Origin of the sequence: Microbacterium sp. NPDC057407 (assembly GCF_042803895.1) — a bacterium.
Lineage (GTDB): Bacteria > Actinomycetota > Actinomycetes > Actinomycetales > Microbacteriaceae > Microbacterium.
In genome coordinates, this window is sequence record NZ_JBHVCA010000003.1 from 427,966 (window position 1) to 447,002 (window position 19,037).

Consider the following 19,037-nt stretch of genomic DNA (forward strand, 5'->3'; position numbering starts at 1 on the left):
CGGTCGCGGCCCGCACGGTGCGGCACAATGCGCGTGTGGACGAGACGACCTGGCACCGCCATACGCAGGTGGTTCTCATGGTCGCGTCGCTCGCCTACCTCATCGCGTACTCCTGGCGGGTCATCGCCGACCTGACAGGACCGGCGTTCGTGATCGCGACGCTCGTCATCCTGATCACCTGGGCGGTGTTCATCGTCGACTACCTGGTGCGCTTGTCGCTGGCCGCCGACCGGTGGAAGTGGTTCCGCACGCACCTCGGCACGCTGGCGATCGCGGTGATCCCCGTGTTCCGGCTCGTGCTGCTGCTGCGAGTCCTCACGCGGGTGCCGGGCATGCGGCCGTCGGCGGGCACCCGCCTGCGCACCCAGATCATGGTCTACGGCGCGGGCGCAGGAACGCTCCTCATCTACATCGCGTCGCTCGCCGTGCTCGAGGCGGAGCGGCGCGCGCCGTCGGCCAACATCCACACTTTCGGCGAGGCCGTGTGGTGGTCGTGCGTCACGATCACCACGACCGGGTTCGGTGATTTCTACCCGGTCACCGCCGCCGGACGGCTGGTCGGGGTCGCGGTGATGTTCTCGGGCATCGCGCTGGCCGGCATCATCACGGCGACGCTCGCATCGTGGGTTCTCGAGCGAGCCGCCCGCAACCGCGACGACGCCGAGCCGGCCACGCGGGGCCAAGTGCGCGAGCTGCTGGCGAAGGTCGACGCACTCGCCGAGCGCCCCGGCGGCGCGGCCGACGCCGACTGAGCCCTCGTCGGTCGGGGCGCGCAACACCGCGCCCCGAACGCGGAGGACACACGCCGTGCACAGCGTCGGCAACCCGCGAGCAGAAGCGGGGTGGCGGCATCCCATCTCGCCGGCCACCGGGGCGTCACCCGACGTTGTGCACACGAAGAAGCAGGCACACGACGAAGGAGGCCGCTCCCGAAGGGGTGCGGCCTCCTCGACGGGGCGCGTCAGGACAGGAGCTTGGCCTTGGCGGCCGCGAACTCCTCGTCGGACAGGATGCCCTGCGCGTGCAGCGTCCCGAGCTGCTGCAACTGTGCCATCAGGTCGTTCCCGCCGCCGGCCGCCGGCGCCGCCGGCGCCTGCGCCGCCTGCGCCGCCTGGGCGTTCGCGACGGCCTGAGCGGCGGCGGCGTCCATGGCCGCCTGCTGCTGCTGAGCCTCGTACGCCTGAGCCTCGTACTGCTCGTTCGCCTTGTTCTGCTGGTGCCGGGCGACGCTCCCCGACACGGCCGTGGCCGTGCCGGCGACGACCGCCGTCCGCGCCGCCATCCCGATGAGGCCGGGGCGGCCCACTCTGCGCATCATGTCAGTCTCCTTACTCGGCGTCCACGTTCTCGGCGAGGAATGCGTTCACGATCGGCGCGGGGATGCCCTCGCGGGCGATCACCACGCCCCCGGCGTCGTAGAGCGCGCCGGCGAAGGCCTTCGCCCACAGCAGCTCGACGACGAGGATCGCGGCGGACGAGCCCGGCGGCACCTCGGCGGCGAGCGCCTCGATGTCTTCCAGTCCGGCGAGCCCGGCGAGGTCGAGGGCGGGGACCCCGCCGTCGTCCGTGGTGTCGGACAGCTCCACCACCGTGAGCTCGCCCTCGGGGGAGCGCGTGGCGTAGACGAGGTCGAGCACGTTGATCGTGCCCGCGGCGACCAGGTCGTCGATCGCCTGCAGCACACCCGGTCCGGGCTTGTCGCCGTCGAACGCGATCGCGTAGAACTCGATCGGCCCGTAGTCGAACGTGGTCATGTCATCCTCCCGATCGGATGCCTCAGCCGGCGAGGGCCTTGGCCTTGAGGCTGTCGAACTCGGCCTGCGAGATGGCGCCCGAGTCGAGGAGCGACTTCGCCTTGGCGATGTCGTCGGTCGGGCTCGACGTGCCCGCGGTCGCGCGGATGTAGGCATCCTGCTGTGCTCGGAGCTCCTGAGCCTGCTCGATGCCGCGCTTCTGCATGCCCTGTCCGCGGGCGATGAGGTAGATCAGGGCGGTGAGGAAGGGGACGAAGATCAGGAAGATGATCCAGACGGCCTTCAGCCACCCGTTGAGCGTGTGGTCGCGGAACAGGTCCCCCAGGATCGAGAAGAGCACCATCAGGTAGGCCACGAACACGAAGACCCAGAAGAACCAGGCGAGCCAGTTCCAGAAATCCATTGCAGTCCCAATCGTCGATGGACGGGCCCAGAACCCGTCTCACTCGAAAGCTACGAGCGTCGGGAAACCGCTACGTCACCCGCACCGGGTGAGAATCAGGCGCCTGCCGGATCGTCGACGAAGTTGACCGAGACCACCTCGATGTGCAGCTCGTCGAGCATCCCGAGAAGGCCGATCAGGCGGGCCTGATCGCACACCTGCCCGGTGATGCTCGTCCACCCGTCCGGGGTCACCTCGATGGCGTAGTCCGACAGCGCGGCCACCAGATCGGGCCCGAGTCGGCCCCGCACGATGACCTCCACCGTCTGCGGTCCGGTCATCGATCCTCCTGCGGCGGAGTCGGAGCCGACGTGGTCGAGCCGCCGGCTGTGAGTCATTGTGAAGCGCTGGCTCTCGCGCCAGCGTCACCCCTGTGGAATGATTCCCCCGAAGCCAGCACCCACTCGCCAGGAGGCTGCTCGTGACCGATATCCGTCGGATTCCTCCGCACGCCGTCGACAGGCCGGCGCTGCGGAGACAGCTCGACGCGGGGCTCACCGCGCCGCTGTCGCTGGTCGTCGCGCCCGCGGGGGCGGGCAAGACGGTGCTGCTGTCGCAGTGGGCCCACTCTCGGCCCGACCTCGCCGTGGCGTGGTTCGACATCTCGTCGGCCGACGACGCCGCCCCCACCTTCGCGCGCCGGCTGGTCGCCGGGGTCGGGGCGGTCGCGCCCGACCTGCACCCGCCGGCTGCGCCGGTCGAGGCATCCGTCAACCGTCTCGGCGACGCGTTCCTCGAGGACTTCACGGGGGCGATCGCGGATGCCGGACCCCTGGTGCTGGTCTTCGACGACCTCGATCGGCTGGCGGGGAGCGCGATCCTCGCCGACCTGTGGCGCATGGTCGACCTGCTGCCGCCGAACGCGCACGCCGTGTTCTCGTCGCGTGTCGACCTGCAGCTCGGGTGGAGCCGGCATCGCCTCGAGCACGGGCTGGTCGAGATCCGGCAGCGCGAGCTGGCGTTCGACAGCGCGACGACCGCCCGCGTCATCGCCCGCATCGCCGGCAAGCCGGTGTCGGAGGAGGCGGTCGCGGCGGTCACCGCGCGCACGGAAGGCTGGGCCGTCGGGGTGCAGCTGACGGCCCTCTCGATGCGATTCGCCGAGGATCCGGGTCGCGTGGTCGACACCCTCGCCGACACCGACCGGCTCGTCGTCGACTATCTCAGCGAGGAGGTGCTGGACGCGCTCGATCCCGACCGGCGTGACGCGCTCATGCGCCTGGCTGTGGTCGACGAGGCGTCGGCCGGACTGGCGGAGACGCTGGCCGACGTCGACGGGGCCCGTTTCCTGGCCGACCTCGAGCGTGACTCGATGTTCATCGTGCCCATCGGCGGACGCACGGGCTGGTACCGGTTCCACCGGCTGTTCCGCGACCTTCTGCTGTACCGGCTGCGCGCCCAGGATGCCCACGTCGAGGCCCGACTGCTGGAGGCCGCCGGGGACTGGTACCTCGCGGAAGGCGACGGCGAGACCGCGATGCGCTACTTCCTGCGCGCGAAGCGCTGGGATCGCGTCATGGAGCGGGTGCTCGCCAGCGGACGGGATGTGTTCGAAGACGTGCGCACGGCGACCGTGGCCGCGTGGCTCCGCGAGGTGCCGGCGGAACTCCGTGCCGGCAACGCCGACGTCGAACTGCTCTACGCGATCACCGAGGGGATGAGCGGACGCGCGCTGGTCGCCGTCGACGTGCTCCAGACGCTGATCCTGCGCACCCCGCTGACGACCGGCCAGCGGCAGGTCGCGCTCGCCTACCTCTCCGCGCTCGTGCAGTTCCACCCTCACGCGGAGCTCTTCGTCGACGCGGCGCACGAGGCGCTCGGGCTTCTCGCCCGCGAGCCCGACGCCGAACTGCCCGATCTGCTCGGCCTCACGACCCGGCCCCTGCTCGAATACCTCAGCCAGGGGTCTCTCGGGAGGGCGCTGCTCTTCCTCGGAGACCTGCCCGCGGCGCGGCGCGAGCTGGAGCGCGCGCGGGCGATGGCCGGCTTCTCGTACGCCCCCTACCGCGTGCACCTGCTCGGCAGCATCGCGCTGGCCAACGCGGTGCTGGGCAACCTCGTCGTCGCGGCCGAGCAGGCCGACGAGGCGCTCGCGACCGCCCGTGAGTTCCACCTGCTCGCCCATCCCGCGCCCGCGGACGCCTACCTGGCCCGGGCTGTCGTGGCGATCCAGCGCGGCGAGTCCGACGTGGGCGCACTGGCGCTGGCGGAGGGCACCGTCCGCGCCGGCGCGAACCAGCGCACCCAGCTCATGTGGGTGTCGCACGCGATCACCCTCATGATCGACCCCGGTGCCGAGCATCTCGCGGGAACCGAGCCGCCCGGACCGCCGCCGCCGCTCGTGCGGCAGACGCTGACGGCCGCCGGGCTGCGCCGGGCCCGACTGCGTGGCGCTCCGGCACCGCCGGCGCCCCCGGCCCCGGTCTGGTCGTCGATCGCGTTCGAGGAGGTCGCGCGCCTCCTCATCGACGGTCAGCCTGCCGCGGCGCAGGTGCGCCTGTCGCAGCTGCGTTTCGCTCCGGATGCCTCGGCCCCCGATGCGGCGGTCTCGTTCGGTCTGCTCCAGGCCTGGACCCTGGCGAGCGAGGGCCGCCGCCCGCAGGCGCGGGAACACCTGGTCGCCGCCCTGGAGCGCGCGGAGCCGGAGTGGCTGGTCGACCCGTTCGTGCGCGCCGGCCCGGCCGTCGCGGATCTCATCGAGGAGCTGCTCGGGGCACGCACCGGCTTCACGCGCGTCGTGGTCTCTCGCGTCCGGGCCGCGGCCGCCGCACCGGATCGTGCGCTCGTCGATGAGCTGACGCCGCGCGAGCTGGAGCTGCTGGCGTTCCTGCCGAGCCGCCTGACCATCGCCGACATCGCCGGGCGCTGCTTCGTGTCGACGAACACGATCAAGACGCACCTCGGGCACATCTACCGCAAGCTCGGTGCGTCGGGAAGGGACGCCGCGATCGAGCGCGCGGTCGAACTCGGCCTCCTCGATGCCCGCGACATCGCCCGCGTCGGATGACGACGGGCCCCGGCCGCGCGGCCAGGATGTGCGCATGAGCGTGAACCTCCCGCCGACGACGGGCCCGGTGCCGGACGCGGACGCGGACGGAGTCGTCGTGATCGCCGGGGGCGAGGCATCCGTCCCTCCCGCACGCCCGCGCCGGTTCGCCGGCGTGCTGGCCGCGCTCGATCGGCCGCTGGCGCTCGGGTTCCTCACGACGCTCGGCGTGCTGGGCGCGCTCGTGCTGGGCAGCGCCCTGGTGTCGATCTCGACGATCCTCGTCTACATCGTGCTCGCCATGTTCCTCGCCGTCGGCCTCGACCCGATCGTGCGGATGCTGGAGCGGCATCGGGTCAAGCGCGGCGCGGCGATCGCGATCGTCTTCGGGGCTTTCCTGCTGCTGTTCGCTGCGTTCCTGGTGTGGGTGCTGCCTCCGGTGCTCGCCCAGATCGGCGAGTTCGTCGCGGCCATTCCGGCGACCATCGCGTCGATTCCCGACTCCGACTGGTTCCAGGCCCTCGACCGCGACACCCAGGCGGCGATCCTCGTCGCGCTGGACGAGCTGGCGACCTGGGTGTCGGCCCCCTCGACGCTCGCCTCGCTCGGCGGCGGGGTTCTCGCCGTGGGCGTGGCGTTCGTCAGCGGCATCTCGGCCTCGTTCATCGTCGTCGCCCTCACCCTGTACTTCCTGTCGTCGCTGGCGACCATGAAGAAGGCGTTCTACGCCCTGGCGCCGGCGCACAGCCGGGCCCGCCTGGAAGACCTCACCGAGCGCATCACGGCATCGGTCGGGGGCGCGCTGATCGGCTCGGTGACGCTGTCGTCGCTCAACGCGGCGACGGTGTTCGTGCTGCACCTGCTGATCGGTCTCCCGTTCCCGGCGCTCATGGCGGTGGTCGCCTTCGTGATCACCCTGATCCCGCTCTTCGGCTCGGTGATCTTCCTCGTGATCGGCACGGGCGTGGCGCTCTTCACCGGCCCGACGCAGGCGCTGATCTTCGCGATCGCGTACCTCATCTACATCCAGCTCGAGTCGTACGTCATCAGCCCCCGCGTCATGAACAAGGCGATCGCGATCCCCGCGGCGCTCGTGCTGATCGGGGCGCTGGTGGGCGGTGCGCTCATGGGCGTCATCGGTGTGCTCGTCGCGCTTCCGGTGATGGCGTCGATCCTGCTGATCATCCGCGAGGTGGTCGTGCCGAAGCAGGACCTGAAGGTCTGAGCCGGGGCTGGGCGGTGCCGCCCAGTCGTCGCCGAAAACCGGGGGGCGTGCATCCGACGCCCAGGCGTGTTACACGCATGGGCACAGTGTTACACTATCGTCATGCCCACGAAGCACCACCGCACGTTCGTGACTCACACGCCGCAGGTCGCCCGGGCGCTCGACATCGCGCGCCGGCACTGGCCCGACGAGAAGCGGGAGAGCGCCCTGCTCGTCCATCTGCTCGAAGAGGGGATGAGAGCCGTCGAGGCGACCGAAGCCGCAGAGAGGTCAGACCGTATCGCCCGCCTTCGAGGGCTTGCGCGGCACTCGGACTCTTACGGCGAGGGCTACCTCGAACAGGTCCGCGAGGGGTGGGCCGAGTGATCGTGCTCGATGCGGGCGTCCTCATCGGAGTCCTCGACTCGAGGGACGCCCACCATGGGGCCGCGCTCCGGCTGCTCGAAGACGAGGCGCCGCCCTACGTCGTCCATCCCCTGACGGCGGCCGAGACGCTCGTCGGTCCCGCGCGCACCGGCAAAGAGGACGAGGTGTGGAGAGACCTCACCGCCGCGGGGGTCGTCCGCGCGGATCTCGGCGCCGACGATCAACTGACGCTGGCACGCCTGCGCGCCGCCCATAGCCTCAAGATGCCTGACACCTGCGTGCTGGCGACGGCCGAGCACTACGCGACCGGGCTCGCGACGTTCGACCGCAGACTCGCTCACGTCGCGGACACTCTCGGCTTGCTGCACCCTGCGTCGCCGAGGTTCTAGGAACCGCCCGGATCAGTTCAGCGCGGACGTGAGGCGCGCGAGGCCGTCGAGGAACGTCGCCTTGCCGGGCTGGTTGCGCCACTCCTCGAGGGTGAGCTCGCGGCCGGCGTCGCGATACCCCTGCTCGACCGCACGCATGTCGGCCACGAACGACGCGCCGCGCACCAGCAGCGAGACCTCCATGTTGAGGCTGAACGACCGGATGTCCATGTTGCTCGACCCGATCACCGCGATGTCGTCGTCGATCGAGAAGTGCTTCGAGTGCAGGATGAACGGCGCCGGGTAGAGGAAGATCCGCACCCCCGCTTCGAGCAGCGCCGTGTAGTACGACCGCTGCGCGTGGTAGACGAGCCCCTGATCGCCGATCTCCGACACGAACAGCTGCACCTCGAGTCCGCGCTGGCACGCCGTGGTGATCGCGTAGACCATCGCCTCGTCGGGCACGAAGTACGGGCTCGTCAGGATCACCTTCTCGGTCGCGCCGTAGATGAGCGACAGGAAGAGGCGCAGGTTGTTCTCGGTGGCGTACCCGGGACCGCTGGGCACCACCTGGCACACGAGGGAATCGGATGCCTCGGCCCGCGGCAGCTGGGCGGCGGGAACGTGTTCCGACCCGCTGAGATCCTGCCCGGTCTCGATGAGCCAGTCCGACAGGAACACCGTGTTGACCGCCGAGACCACCGGCCCCGTCAGGCGGGTCATGAGCTCCTGCCACTTCAGCCCGCGCTTGATGTTCTTGGGGGAGTCGTAAGTGCGGTCGATGAGGTTCTGCGAGCCCATGAATCCGACGCGACCGTCGACGACCACGATCTTGCGGTGGTTGCGCAGGTCGGGACGCTGGTACTTCCCCTTCAAGGGCATGACCGGGAGCATCCACGCCCACTGCACGCCGATCCGGTCGAGCTCGGCGAAGGTGGCCTTGCTGTTACCCAGGCGACGGGTGGCGACGTAGTCGGCGAGAAGACGCACCGACACTCCGCGGGCGACGGCGCGCTCCATGGCGGCGAAGAAGCCGCGCGTGGTGTCGTCCCACGCCACGATGAAGAACTCCACGTGCACGAAGCTCTCGGCGGTGTCGATCTCGGCCGCCATGGCATCGATCGACTCCTGGTAGTCGCCGTAGAGGGTGGCGGCGTTCCCCTCGGTCGCCGGGAGGGCGGTCAGGTTCTCGTTCTGCTCGACCACGCGCTGGAACCACCGCGGCCAGTCCGCTCTCATCATGCCGAGGCTCGCGGCATCCACCCGCTCGCGGATGAGTCCGTCGATGCGCTCCTGCTCGTAGCGCCGCTTCCGGGGCAGCCGGAAGCTGCCGATCAGCAGGAACATCAGGATGCCGACGAACGGGAGCAGGAAGATGAGGAGCAGCCACGCCATCGCCGCCGTCGGCTTGCGTCCGCGCGGGATGACGATGAGGGCGACGATGTTGATCGCCACGATGACGACCAGGACGATCGGCCACACGGCGGCGCCGTCGAGCACGCTGACCACAGGGCTCCCTTCCTCAGGCGGGGGTGACGCGGTTCACGGAGACGACTTCGATGTCGAGCTCGTCGAGGAGCTGCATCAGTCCTCGTAGCTCGGAGCGGTCCTCGAAGACCCCGGTGATGCTGGTGGTGCCGTCGTCGCGGGTCGTCACGTCGTAGCGGTCCAGCGCCGAGCGGAGCGTCGGGCCGAGATGACCCGTGATGACGACTTCGACGATGTGCGAGGACACGACGACCCTTCCGTGGCGAGGGGACCGGACACTGCCCAGCGTGGGGCAGGGCGCCGCCGGTTCCGTCACCCGAGGGGGATGATTCCGTTCAGGCGCCGTTCATCGCGGTCCGCCGCCCGGCTCGATCCGGAGCACGGTCGGGGACTCACCCAGTTCGAGGTCGTCGACCACCCGGAGAGTCCGCGCGAGGTCGTCGACGGAGCCGATCACCGTGCCGAAGCGCTCCCGGTCGGGGCAGACCGCGGTGAGCGTGACGAAGTGGGTGCCGGTGTCCCACGTGTAGGTGGCGAAGGGCGGTGTGCGCGGATCGGCGGGGAGCGGCATCTCGAGCTTCTCGCCCGAGCCGAGATACGGATTGCGGAAGTCCTTGGTGTCGTCGTACTCCATCGGCATCATCGCCCGGGCGGTGCGCAGCTGCGGTGTCGCCGCCTGAATCTGCGCCATCACGACGACCAGCTCGGGGTCGGCCTTCCACACCCAGACCAGCACGCGGCCGGCCGCCTTGCGCATGAGGAACGGGGCCGCCTGGCTCACCGCCCACGCCGCGACGCCGCTGCCGGGACGCGCGGATGCGCCGACCGCCGTCCCCGCCTGCGACAGCAGCATCCGGATCGCCGCCTTGCGGTGCCGCCTGCCCCGGAAACCGAAGGACTCGGTCACGGGCACCCACAGAGCGGGGTCGGCGTCGGCCTGAAGTCGAGGCATGCCTCCAGGGTACGGGGCTCGTCGAGGGCCCTCGGGTACAGTGGGGGACGCGCGATCTCCTCCCCCTTCATCGCGCACCCGCCGCACAGACAGGCCTTGCCCCCCGTGACCGAGTCCGCGACGCCCGACGACCATCCCGCCGAAACGCCGGCCCCCGCGCCCGCTGCCGCCCCCGAGCCGGGCGCCGGTACGCGCCGTCCCCTGAAGATCCTCATCGGGGCCGACACGTTCCTCCCGCACGTGAACGGGGCCGCCCGCTTCGCCGAGCGTCTCGCCGCCGGACTCGTCGCCCGCGGGCACGAGGTGCACGTCATGGCGCCCAGCGAGACGCACCGCAAGAGCGGCCGCTTCACCGAGGTCATCGAGGGTCAGCCGATGACGATGCACCGCATCCCGTCCTGGCGCTGGTACCCGCACGACTGGCTCACCTTCGTCATGCCGTTTCGGTCGAAGCACTACGCCCGTCGGGTGCTCGACGAGGTCCAGCCCGACGTCGTGCACAGCCAGTCGCACATCGTGATCGGCCGCGGGCTCACGCGCATCGCCCGGCAGCGCGGCATCCCCGTCGTGGCGACCAACCACGTGATGGCCGAGAACGTGCTCGACTTCACCGTCCTCCCCGCCCCGATCACGAAGTACGCCATCAAGCTCGCGTGGGAGGACGCCAAGCGCACCTTCGACATGACGCGCGCGGTGACGACGCCGACGCGCAAGGCCGCCGAGTTCCTCGAGCACACGATCGACATCGAGAACGTCATCCCGGTGAGCTGCGGCATCGAGGCATCCAATTACACCGCCGACCTCACCCCCCGCGACGCCCACCGTCTCGTGTTCGTCGGGCGGCTGACGACCGAGAAGCAGATCGACGTCGTGCTGCGGGCGGTCGCGCGCCTGGACCCGGCGCTCGACGTGCGGTTCGACATCGTCGGCAAGGGCGACCAGCGCCGCAATCTCGAGGAGCTCACCGCCGAGCTCGGCATCGGCGACCGCGTCCACTTCCACGGGCACACGACCGACGAGGAGCTCCGCGGGCTGCTCACGAACGCGAGCCTGTTCGTCATCGCGTCGATCGCCGAGCTGCAGTCCATCGCGACGATGGAGGCGATGGCGTCGGGTCTGCCGATCGTCGCCGCCGACGCGGTCGCACTGCCCCACCTCGTGCACGACGGCGAGAACGGCTACCTCTTCCGCCCGGGCGACGTCGACGACCTCGTCGAGAAGCTCACGACGGTCCTCACCCAGTCGCCCGAAGAGCGCCTGCGCATGCAGCGGGCGTCGCTCGAGGGCGTCAAGGTGCACGACATGAAGCGCACCCTCGACACGTTCGAAGCGCTCTACCGCGACGAACCGCTGCCGGAGTAGCCCGCGTGCACGTCGTGATGTTCGGCGACCAGCACGTCGAGACGCTCGGCGGCGCACAGGTGTCGATGCGGCTCCAGCGCCGGTTCCTCGAACGCGCCGGCCACACGGTGTCGATCGTGGCCCCGCGCGTGCACGGGCCGCGAGGTCGGTCGTTCGCTCCGGATGCCGCGTACCTCGACATCCCCTCGATCCCGATCACGTCCGACCGCGAGTACTCGATGTCGTGGCCGGGGCGGCGCACCGATCGCTGGGTCGACGCCGCCCTCAGCCGGCGCCCGCCCGTCGACGTCGTTCACGTGCAGGCCGACTTCTGGGGCGCGTTCATCGGGTTGCGGTATGCGCGCCGCCATCATCTGCCGGTGGTCATCACCATGCACAACCGGGTCGAGGTCGGCATCGAGGCGACGGCGCCCTTCCCGCGGACCGTGCTGCGGGTGCTGAACGCCTGGCAGCGTCGCGTGATCGGATCGCGCGCCCGCGGGGCGGACGGCTGGGCGTACCTCGCCGGGCTCGCCGCCGATGCGTCGGCAGTGACCGCGCCCTCGGCGCACTTCGCCCGGCGGCTCGAGCGCCACGGGGTCTTCCCGCGGGTCGACGTCTCGTGGAACGGCATCGACGACGACCTGCTCGATGCCACGCTGGGCGAGGCATCCGGTGTCCGTCCGCCGGGGCGGCCGCGCTTCGTGTGGCTCGGCCGCATGAGCCCCGAGAAGCGGCTGCTTCCCTTCCTCGAGGCCGTCGCCGAGTCGGCCGTCGACGCCGACGTCGAGGTCATCGGCGGGGGCGGTCAGCTCGACGCCGCCCGGCGTCTCGTGGAGCGACGCGGACTCGCGGGCGGGCCCGGGACGACGGGCCCGAGGGTCGTGTTCGCGGGACGGCTGCCCTACGCCGAGACGCTGCGCCGCATCGCCGACGCCGACGCCGTCGTGCAGACCTCGATCGGCTTCGAGACCCAGGGCATGACGCCGTTCGAGGCGGCGTCGCTCGGGACGCCGTCGATCATCAGCGACCCCGACATCGCCGACGAGCTGGGGTCGGGGTTCTGGGCGGTCGGTCAGGACCCGGATCCGGCGGGCGGAGACGCGGCCGTCGCGGTCGGACCGGCGTCGATCCCCGCGCTCGCCGCGGCGCTCCGGCGTGCCGCCGCCGACATCGCCGCGGGCACGCCGGTGCCGGTCGACCCGACGATCCGCGACCGTTTCCGTCAGTCCGCGCGCACGGCCGCCATGATCGACCTCTACCGCCGGGTGACGTCCGCCTGACCCGGCGCCGCCGCCGGGGTCACGTCAGTCGCTCGGGGTGGCGCCGGGGCGCGGCATCCGTCCCCGTGTCGGTCGCGCGGCCGATAGCATCGCACGCGCCCGTCGACGGGGAGAGCGGATGACGCGAAGGACCGCGCGAGCCGGTGGGGCTCACGCGGTCCTCGGTCTCGAGCGAGAGGCTCATCACGGAAGGCGGGCGGGATCGGTGGGGAGACGGTGGTAGCCGTCGTTGCGGAGTGCCGAGATCGTCGAGGCGATCGCGACAGCGGATAGTGCTGCGAGAAGAATCACCATGAACATGGCAGAAACGCTACGCTTGCGTCATGACTGCCACGAGTGGCAGGATGGACACAGCCCGTAGGATTACTGCCACGCTCGATCAGGGCACCTTTATTGGGCCCGACACGGACAGGAGAGGCCGATGCACACCGTCGCCGTCATCGTTCAGGACGGCTTCGCGCCGTTCGAATTCGGGGTCGCCTGCGAGGCGTTCGGTCTCGACCGCACCGACGACGGCATCCCGAACTTCGACTTCCGCATCGTCACTCCCGATCCGGGGGTGGTCCAGTCGAAGATGGGGTTCTCGATCAACGTCGACCTCGACCTGTCGTTCGCGTACGAGGCCGATCTCGTCGTCGTGTCGCCCACGCCCCGCCAGTACTGGTCGCGGAGCGCGTCCGACCACCGGGTGCTCGACGTCATCCGCCAGGCGGTCGAGCGCGACGCGTGGGTGCTGAGCGTCTGCAGCGGATCGTTCGTGGTCGCGGCATCCGGTGTGCTCGACGGCCGCAAGGCCACCACCCACTGGATGTACGCCGACAAGATGGCCGAGATGTACCCGCTCGTCGACGTCGACCCCGACGTGCTCTACGTGCAGGACGGGCGCATCATCACGAGCGCGGGCACGGCTGCGGGGCTCGACGCCTGCCTGCACCTGCTGCGCCAGGAGCTCGGCGCCGAGATGACGAACAAGATCGCCCGGCGGATGGTCGTCCCGCCGCAGCGCGACGGCGGGCAGGCGCAGTTCATCGACAAGCCGCTCCCCGACGTCGCCTCGCTCTCGCTCGCTCCGGTCACGGACTGGATGCTCGAGAACCTCCGCCTCGACCTCACCGTCGACCAGCTCGCCGCCAAGGCCCACATGTCGCCGCGCACCTTCGCGCGACGGTTCAAGGCCGATTTCGGCGCGACGCCCGCGGCCTGGCTCGCGCGGCAGCGGATCATGCACGCCCAGCGCCTGCTCGAGAAGACCGAACTGGGGCTCGACCGCATCGCGTACGAGAGCGGCTTCGGCTCGGCCGCGGTGCTGCGGCAGAACTTCGCCCGCGTGCTCGACACCACGCCCACCGCCTACCGCGCACGGTTCTGCTGCACCCGCGAGGCGATGGACGCGGCCGGCGTGGAGCGCCAGGCCGTTCTCGAGCCCGTCGCCTGACCCTGGTCGCGACGCCGAGTCGCCAAGACACGCCGTTCATCGCGCGCCGCGCCGGCGTGTCTTGGCGACTCGGGTGTGGGTGGGTGGGCGCGCCGGGAACCACCCGCGGCGGGCGACGCGGCCAGGGCGACGGGGTCGGTACGGTACCGGCGTGCGGATCGATCCGAGGCGGTGGTTCTCGCGGAAGACCGTGGGGAAGGATGCCGCGGCCGGCCTCGTGCTGGGGATCGAAGCCGTCCCCGATGGCCTCGCGGCCGGGCTGCTCGCGGGGGTGAACCCGCTCGCCGGGCTCTACGCGTACCTGTTCGGGCTCGTGGGCGCCGCCTGCTTCACGAGCAGCGCCTTCATGGCGGTGCAGGCGACCGGGGCGATGGCGCTGGTCGTCTCGGATGCCGGGCTCGACGCGCGGCCCGATCCGGAGCGCGCCCTATACACCCTCGCCATTTTGACCGGCATCGTCATGATCGCGGCGGGCCTCCTGCGCGCGGGGCGGCTCGTGAGCTTCGTGCCAACGGCGGTGATGACCGGGTTCATCACGGCGATCGGCGTCAACATCGTGCTCGGGCAGCTCTCGAACCTCACCGGCTACACCGCCCGGGGACCGAATCGGCTGCTGAAGACGATCGATGTGTTCGTGCATCTCGGTCAATGGAGCGTCGCGTCGGTCGCGGTCGGCGCGATCACGGTGCTTCTCATCGTCGTGCTGCGCACCACGCGCATCGGCAGCCTCGGGCTGGTGATCGCGGTGGTGGTCGGCTCGGTCTGCGCCCTGCTGCTGAACCTGTGGGTCGCGGATCCCGTGATCCAGCTGCGCGACATCGTCGACGTGCCGCGGGGTCTGCCGGCGCCCGCCCTCCCGAGCGTCCCCGACATCCCCTACCTGATCGTGCCGGCGATCTCGCTCGCCTTCATCGGCCTGGTGCAGGGCGCGGCGGTCTCGGCCGGCATCCCGACGGCGGACGGTCGCCCGGCCGACACCAACCGCGACTTCATTGGCCAGGGCGCCGGCAACATCGTGTCGGGGATCTTCCGCGGCATGCCGGTGGGCGGGTCGATGTCGGGATCGTCGATCATCGTCCAGTCCGGCGCGCGCACGCGGCTCGCCCTGTTCGTCGCCGGTGCCGTGATGGCGGTCGTCGTGTTCGTGGCATCCGATCTCGTCGCCTATGTCGCGATGCCGGCGCTCGCGGGACTGCTCATGGTGGTCGGCGTCGGCGCGATCAAGCCCAGCCGCATCTACTCGGTGACGAAGTCGGGGCCGCTGCCGACCGCGATCATGGCGGTGACGTTCGGCCTGACCCTGCTGATCCCGCTGCAGTTCGCGGTTCTCGTCGGGGTCGGCCTCGGGATCATCCTGTACGTGGGGCAGCAGTCCAATCGCGTGCGGGTGCGGGCGGTCGAGATCGCGCCGGACGGACGGATGCGCGAGGCCGATCCTCCGCCGGTCGTGCCGGGCGGCGAGGTGCTCGTGCTGCAGCCCTACGGCAGTCTCTTCTTCGCCAGTGCGCCGACGTTCGCGGCCCAGCTGCCCGAGGTGGTGCCCGAGTCGGCCGGCTCGATCGTCATCCTGCGGCTCCGCGGCACGGACGAGATCGGCCTGTCGCTCGTGGACGTCCTCCGTCGCTTCGCGCGCGACCTCGCCGCGGTCGGATCGAGCCTGCGGGTCGTCGCGACGGAGGACCGCGTGATCTCGCAGCTCGACGCCGGCGGACTCACGTCCGACATCGGGCCGGACAACGTCCACAAGGGCACGGAGTGGGTCGGCCAGACCCTGCGGCGCGTGCACGCGGACGCGGTCGCCGAGCTCGCCCGCTGACCGGCTGGAGCGGGCGGCGAACGCGGTGCGGGGTGGGATTGCCGCGGCATCCGGTATCGTATAAACTTGAGTCGCAGCGGCTCAAGTTTTGCCGCCCACAGATTTCAGGAGACACATGAACGCCACCCAGCAGCCCGGACAGGAGGACGCGCGGAGCGCCCTCGAGCAGTTCGGCATCAACCTCACCGACCGCGCCCGTCAGGGCAAGCTCGACCCCGTCATCGGGCGTGACAGCGAGATCCGGCGCGTCAGCCAGGTGCTGACCCGACGCACCAAGAACAACCCCGTGCTCATCGGCGAGCCCGGCGTCGGCAAGACCGCCGTCGTCGAGGGCCTGGCCCAGCGCATCGTCGCGGGCGACGTCGCCGAGTCGCTCAAAGACAAAGAGCTCGTCACCCTCGACATCTCGGCGCTGGTCGCGGGCGCCATGTACCGCGGGCAGTTCGAGGAGCGCCTCAAGAGCGTGCTCAAAGAGATCACCGAGTCCGACGGGCGCATCATCACGTTCATCGACGAGCTGCACGTGCTCATGGGCGCCGGCGGCGGCGAAGGGTCGGTCGCGGCGTCGAACATGCTCAAGCCGATGCTGGCCCGAGGCGAGCTGCGGCTGATCGGCGCGACCACGCTCAACGAGTACCGCGAGTTCATCGAGAAGGATGCGGCGCTCGAGCGCCGCTTCCAGCAGGTCTACGTCGGCGAGCCCTCGGTCGAAGACACCGTCGCCATCCTGCGCGGACTCAAGGAGCGCTACGAGGCGCACCACAAGGTGGCCATCGCCGACGCCGCACTCGTGGCCGCGGCATCCCTCTCCCATCGCTACATCCCGAGCCGCCAGCTGCCCGACAAGGCCATCGACCTCATCGACGAGGCGGCGTCGCGGCTGCGGATGGAGATCGACTCGGCACCGCTCGAGATCGACGAGCTGCGCCGCCACGTCGACCGGCTCAAGCTCGAAGAGCTCGCCCTCAAGAAAGAGAAGGACGACGCGTCGAAGGAGCGGCTGGCGACCCTGCGCGAAACCCTCGCCGCCGAGCAGTCCCGCCTCGCCGACCTGCAGGCCCGCTGGGAGCAGGAGCGCGCGTCGCTCAACCGCGTCGGCGACCTCAAGACCAAGCTCGACGCCGCCCGCATGGAGGCCGAGCGCGCGCAGCGCGAAGGCAACCTCGAGAAGGCGTCCCGCCTGCTCTACGCCGAGATCCCAGCGCTCGAGCGGCAGCTGATCGAGGCCGAGCGCGACGAGCCCGCAGGCGACCGGATGGTCAACGACCAGGTCACCGACGAAGACATCGCCGCGGTCATCGCCGCGTGGACCGGCATCCCGGTCGGCCGCCTGCTGCAGGGCGAGACCGAGAAGCTGTTGCACCTCGAGTCCGAGCTGGGCAAGCGCCTCATCGGGCAGCGGGACGCCGTCAAGGCGGTGTCCGACGCCGTGCGACGCTCGCGCGCCGGGATCAGCGACCCGAACCGTCCGACGGGGTCGTTCCTGTTCCTCGGGCCGACCGGTGTCGGCAAGACCGAGCTCGCCAAGGCGCTCGCCGAGTTCTTGTTCGACGACGAGCACGCGATGGTGCGCATCGACATGTCGGAGTACGGCGAGAAACACTCCGTCTCGCGACTGGTCGGTGCCCCTCCCGGATACATCGGCTACGAGCAGGGCGGTCAGCTCACCGAGGCGGTGCGGCGTCGTCCATACAGCGTCGTGCTGCTCGACGAGGTCGAGAAGGCCCACCCCGAGGTGTTCGACGTGCTGCTGCAGGTCATGGACGACGGCCGCCTCACCGACGGTCAGGGGCGCACCGTCGACTTCAAGAACGTGATCCTGATCCTGACGTCGAACCTCGGCTCGCCGATCCTGATCGATCCGACGCTGTCGACCGAGCAGAAGCGCGAGCAGGTGCAGGGTCTGGTGCGCCAGGCCTTCAAGCCCGAGTTCGTGAACCGTCTCGACGACATCGTGATCTTCCAGGCGCTCAGCCAGGACGACCTGGCGCAGATCGTCGAGCTCGCGGTGTTCGCTCTCCAGCGACGCCTGAAGGACCGCCGCCTCACCCTCGCGGTGACGCCCGACGCCCGCGCCTGGCTCGCCGAGCGAGGCTACGACCCGGTGTTCGGCGCGCGTCCGCTGCGACGGCTGATCCAGTCCGAGATCCAGGACCGCCTCGCGATGGCGATCCTCGGCGGCGGGGTGCACGACGGCGACATCGTGCGGGTGGATGTCGCGGCCGACGCCTCCGGCCTCACCCTCGTGAGCGAGGGGCCGGCCCCGGCGCCCGAGGTTCCCGACGACGACGACGTGATCGAAGCCGTGCTCGAGGACTGAGTCCCGCGGTCGGGTCGTCCGAGCGCAGGACTTTCGGCCGGGGCAGGACGCTGTGGCCGGTTTCGTCCTGTCGCGGCCGGATGCCCTGTCGTCGGCGAGGCCAGGGCGGGGGGGCACTGCGCACGCGGGGAAGAGAGCGCTGCGGGAGCGTGAGAGCATCGTGGGGTGCGCACCGTCCGGGCCCTGTGGGGGTCGACCCATCCTGGGCCCACCCTGGTGGTCAGCGTCCTGGCGCTCACCCTCGGCATCGCCGTCGGACTGGATGCCTGGCGGATCGCTCTGCTGACGCTCGCGGTGTTCGCCGGGCAGCTATCGATCGGGATCTCCAACGACGCCCTCGACGCCGCCCGCGACCGCGCCGTCGGTCGCACCGACAAGCCCATCGCACGCGGCGACGTGTCGGTGCGGACGGCGTGGGTGGCGGCATCCGTCACCCTCGCCCTCGCGCTGGGACTGTCGGCGCCGCTCGGCTGGCGGATGCTCGCGGCGCACGCGCTGTTCCTCGGGTCGGCGTGGTCGTACAACGCGGGACTGAAGTCGACGCCGTTCTCGGTGGTCCCCTTCATCGTCAGTTTCGGCCTGTTCCCCTCACTGGCGACACTCGCCGCGCCTCAGCCGACGTTCGCGCCCGGGTGGGCCTGGGTCGCGGGGGCCGCGCTCGGCACCGCCGTGCATCTCACGAACGTGCTTCCCGACCTGGACGATGACGCCCGCACCGGCGTGCGGGGTCTGCCCCACCGGCTGGGTCCGCGGACCTCCGCCCTGATCGCCGCGCTGGCCGTGCTCACGGGCGCGGTGGCGGTGCTGCTCGGTGCGGCGGGCGGCTACCTCGGTGCGGTGAGTCCGCTGTCGTGGGTCTTCTTCGCCGCCGTGGTCGGCGTCGCGGTGGCCACGGTGGTGCGGGCGCTCGCGCGTCCGCCCGCGCGGGTGCTCTTCCGATTCGTGATGCTCGCGGCCCTGCTGCTGGCCGCCCAGCTCGTCGCGTCGGGGTCGGCGCTCACCGCCTGACTCTCGGGCGTGTTGGTCGGGGGCCGGATTCGGGGCGCGGCGGCGGCCGGGTTCGGGGCGCGTGCCCGTCGGGACTCGCCGGGCGGTCCGGCGCGGCGTGTGGTTTCAGCGCCCCAAACGGAACGAGGTCGGGTTTGGGGCGCGATGTGGTGTTTGGGGCTCTCAAGGTCACGCCCCGAACGTCGTTTCCCGCCCCAGAGGGACGAGCCCGGGCGGGGTGCCGGGTTTGGGGCGCGTGCCGGTCGGGACTCGC

Annotated in this window: 19 protein-coding genes; 11 read left to right on the forward strand and 8 right to left on the reverse strand. The window is 70.8% G+C overall.

The window, feature by feature from the left end; genetic code table 11:
• Positions 1–35: 35 nt before the first annotated feature.
• Positions 36–752 carry a potassium channel family protein gene (locus ACFUTX_RS10780; RefSeq protein WP_378863986.1) on the forward strand — a complete coding sequence of 239 codons (717 nt, stop codon included), beginning with the start codon at positions 36–38 and terminating at the stop codon, positions 750–752.
• Between the two features lie 209 nt (positions 753–961).
• Here ACFUTX_RS10780 and ACFUTX_RS10785 read toward each other — a convergent pair whose 3' ends face one another.
• From ACFUTX_RS10785 to ACFUTX_RS10800, 4 genes are all read right to left on the reverse strand, one after another.
• Positions 962–1,318: an SHOCT domain-containing protein gene (locus ACFUTX_RS10785; protein ID WP_378863988.1), complete on the reverse strand. Its 357-nt coding sequence runs from the start codon at positions 1,316–1,318 to the stop codon at positions 962–964.
• A 10-nt stretch (positions 1,319–1,328) separates the two neighbouring features.
• A complete protein-coding gene (locus ACFUTX_RS10790; protein ID WP_378863990.1) occupies positions 1,329–1,754 on the reverse strand; it encodes a DUF6325 family protein in 426 nt (141 codons plus the stop codon).
• Between the two features lie 22 nt (positions 1,755–1,776).
• Positions 1,777–2,157: an SHOCT domain-containing protein gene (locus ACFUTX_RS10795; protein ID WP_378863993.1), complete on the reverse strand. Its 381-nt coding sequence runs from the start codon at positions 2,155–2,157 to the stop codon at positions 1,777–1,779.
• Positions 2,158–2,252: 95 nt separating this feature from the next.
• Entirely contained in the window at positions 2,253–2,477 is a 225-nt protein-coding gene (locus ACFUTX_RS10800; RefSeq protein ID WP_378863996.1) for a hypothetical protein, read from the reverse strand.
• A 140-nt stretch (positions 2,478–2,617) separates the two neighbouring features.
• Between ACFUTX_RS10800 and ACFUTX_RS10805 the strand changes: the two genes are divergently transcribed.
• The 4 genes from ACFUTX_RS10805 to ACFUTX_RS10820 all read left to right on the forward strand — a co-directional run bounded on the left by ACFUTX_RS10805 (position 2,618) and on the right by ACFUTX_RS10820 (position 7,162).
• On the forward strand, positions 2,618–5,203 hold the full coding sequence (locus ACFUTX_RS10805; protein ID WP_378863999.1) for a LuxR C-terminal-related transcriptional regulator: 2,586 nt from the start codon (positions 2,618–2,620) through the stop codon (positions 5,201–5,203).
• 34 nt (positions 5,204–5,237) lie between these two features.
• A complete protein-coding gene (locus ACFUTX_RS10810) occupies positions 5,238–6,407 on the forward strand; it encodes an AI-2E family transporter (protein ID WP_378864002.1) in 1,170 nt (389 codons plus the stop codon).
• Positions 6,408–6,509: 102 nt separating this feature from the next.
• The gene (locus ACFUTX_RS10815; protein WP_378864005.1) at positions 6,510–6,773 is read left to right on the forward strand and encodes a hypothetical protein; all 264 of its coding nucleotides are present in this window, start codon (positions 6,510–6,512) and stop codon (positions 6,771–6,773) included.
• Positions 6,770–7,162, forward strand: coding sequence for a type II toxin-antitoxin system VapC family toxin (locus ACFUTX_RS10820; RefSeq protein WP_378864008.1), 393 nt, complete (start codon positions 6,770–6,772; stop codon positions 7,160–7,162). Before ACFUTX_RS10815 ends, ACFUTX_RS10820 begins: the two co-directional genes overlap by 4 nt.
• Before the next feature lie 12 nt (positions 7,163–7,174).
• Here the strand turns inward: ACFUTX_RS10820 and cls are convergent, their stop codons facing one another.
• The 3 genes from cls to ACFUTX_RS10835 form a co-directional block, all read right to left on the reverse strand.
• Positions 7,175–8,650 (reverse strand): cardiolipin synthase, encoded by a 1,476-nt coding sequence (gene cls, locus ACFUTX_RS10825; RefSeq protein ID WP_378864011.1) that lies wholly within the window; start codon positions 8,648–8,650, stop codon positions 7,175–7,177.
• Positions 8,651–8,663: 13 nt separating this feature from the next.
• Positions 8,664–8,876 (reverse strand): hypothetical protein, encoded by a 213-nt coding sequence (locus ACFUTX_RS10830; RefSeq protein WP_378864014.1) that lies wholly within the window; start codon positions 8,874–8,876, stop codon positions 8,664–8,666.
• A 99-nt stretch (positions 8,877–8,975) separates the two neighbouring features.
• Positions 8,976–9,581 carry a hypothetical protein gene (locus ACFUTX_RS10835; RefSeq protein WP_378864017.1) on the reverse strand — a complete coding sequence of 202 codons (606 nt, stop codon included), beginning with the start codon at positions 9,579–9,581 and terminating at the stop codon, positions 8,976–8,978.
• Between the two features lie 105 nt (positions 9,582–9,686).
• On the opposite strand from ACFUTX_RS10835, the gene ACFUTX_RS10840 reads away from it, so the two are divergent.
• Both ACFUTX_RS10840 and ACFUTX_RS10845 read left to right on the forward strand, forming a co-directional pair.
• Positions 9,687–10,943 carry a glycosyltransferase gene (locus ACFUTX_RS10840; RefSeq protein ID WP_378864020.1) on the forward strand — a complete coding sequence of 419 codons (1,257 nt, stop codon included), beginning with the start codon at positions 9,687–9,689 and terminating at the stop codon, positions 10,941–10,943.
• A 5-nt stretch (positions 10,944–10,948) separates the two neighbouring features.
• On the forward strand, positions 10,949–12,205 hold the full coding sequence (locus ACFUTX_RS10845; RefSeq protein WP_378864022.1) for a glycosyltransferase: 1,257 nt from the start codon (positions 10,949–10,951) through the stop codon (positions 12,203–12,205).
• Between the two features lie 19 nt (positions 12,206–12,224).
• Here the strand turns inward: ACFUTX_RS10845 and ACFUTX_RS10850 are convergent, their stop codons facing one another.
• The gene (locus ACFUTX_RS10850) at positions 12,225–12,389 is read right to left on the reverse strand and encodes a hypothetical protein (RefSeq protein ID WP_378864025.1); all 165 of its coding nucleotides are present in this window, start codon (positions 12,387–12,389) and stop codon (positions 12,225–12,227) included.
• A gap of 237 nt (positions 12,390–12,626) precedes the next feature.
• Between ACFUTX_RS10850 and ACFUTX_RS10855 the strand changes: the two genes are divergently transcribed.
• The 4 genes from ACFUTX_RS10855 (at position 12,627) to ACFUTX_RS10870 (ending at position 18,784) form a co-directional block, all read left to right on the forward strand.
• Positions 12,627–13,640, forward strand: coding sequence for a GlxA family transcriptional regulator (locus tag ACFUTX_RS10855; RefSeq protein ID WP_378864028.1), 1,014 nt, complete (start codon positions 12,627–12,629; stop codon positions 13,638–13,640).
• Positions 13,641–13,791: 151 nt separating this feature from the next.
• The gene (locus ACFUTX_RS10860; RefSeq protein ID WP_378864031.1) at positions 13,792–15,456 is read left to right on the forward strand and encodes a SulP family inorganic anion transporter; all 1,665 of its coding nucleotides are present in this window, start codon (positions 13,792–13,794) and stop codon (positions 15,454–15,456) included.
• A 115-nt stretch (positions 15,457–15,571) separates the two neighbouring features.
• Positions 15,572–17,776, forward strand: a complete 2,205-nt coding sequence (locus ACFUTX_RS10865) for an ATP-dependent Clp protease ATP-binding subunit (protein WP_378864034.1) — start codon at positions 15,572–15,574, stop codon at positions 17,774–17,776.
• Between the two features lie 165 nt (positions 17,777–17,941).
• Positions 17,942–18,784, forward strand: coding sequence for a UbiA family prenyltransferase (locus ACFUTX_RS10870; protein WP_378864037.1), 843 nt, complete (start codon positions 17,942–17,944; stop codon positions 18,782–18,784).
• Positions 18,785–19,037 lie beyond the last annotated feature (253 nt).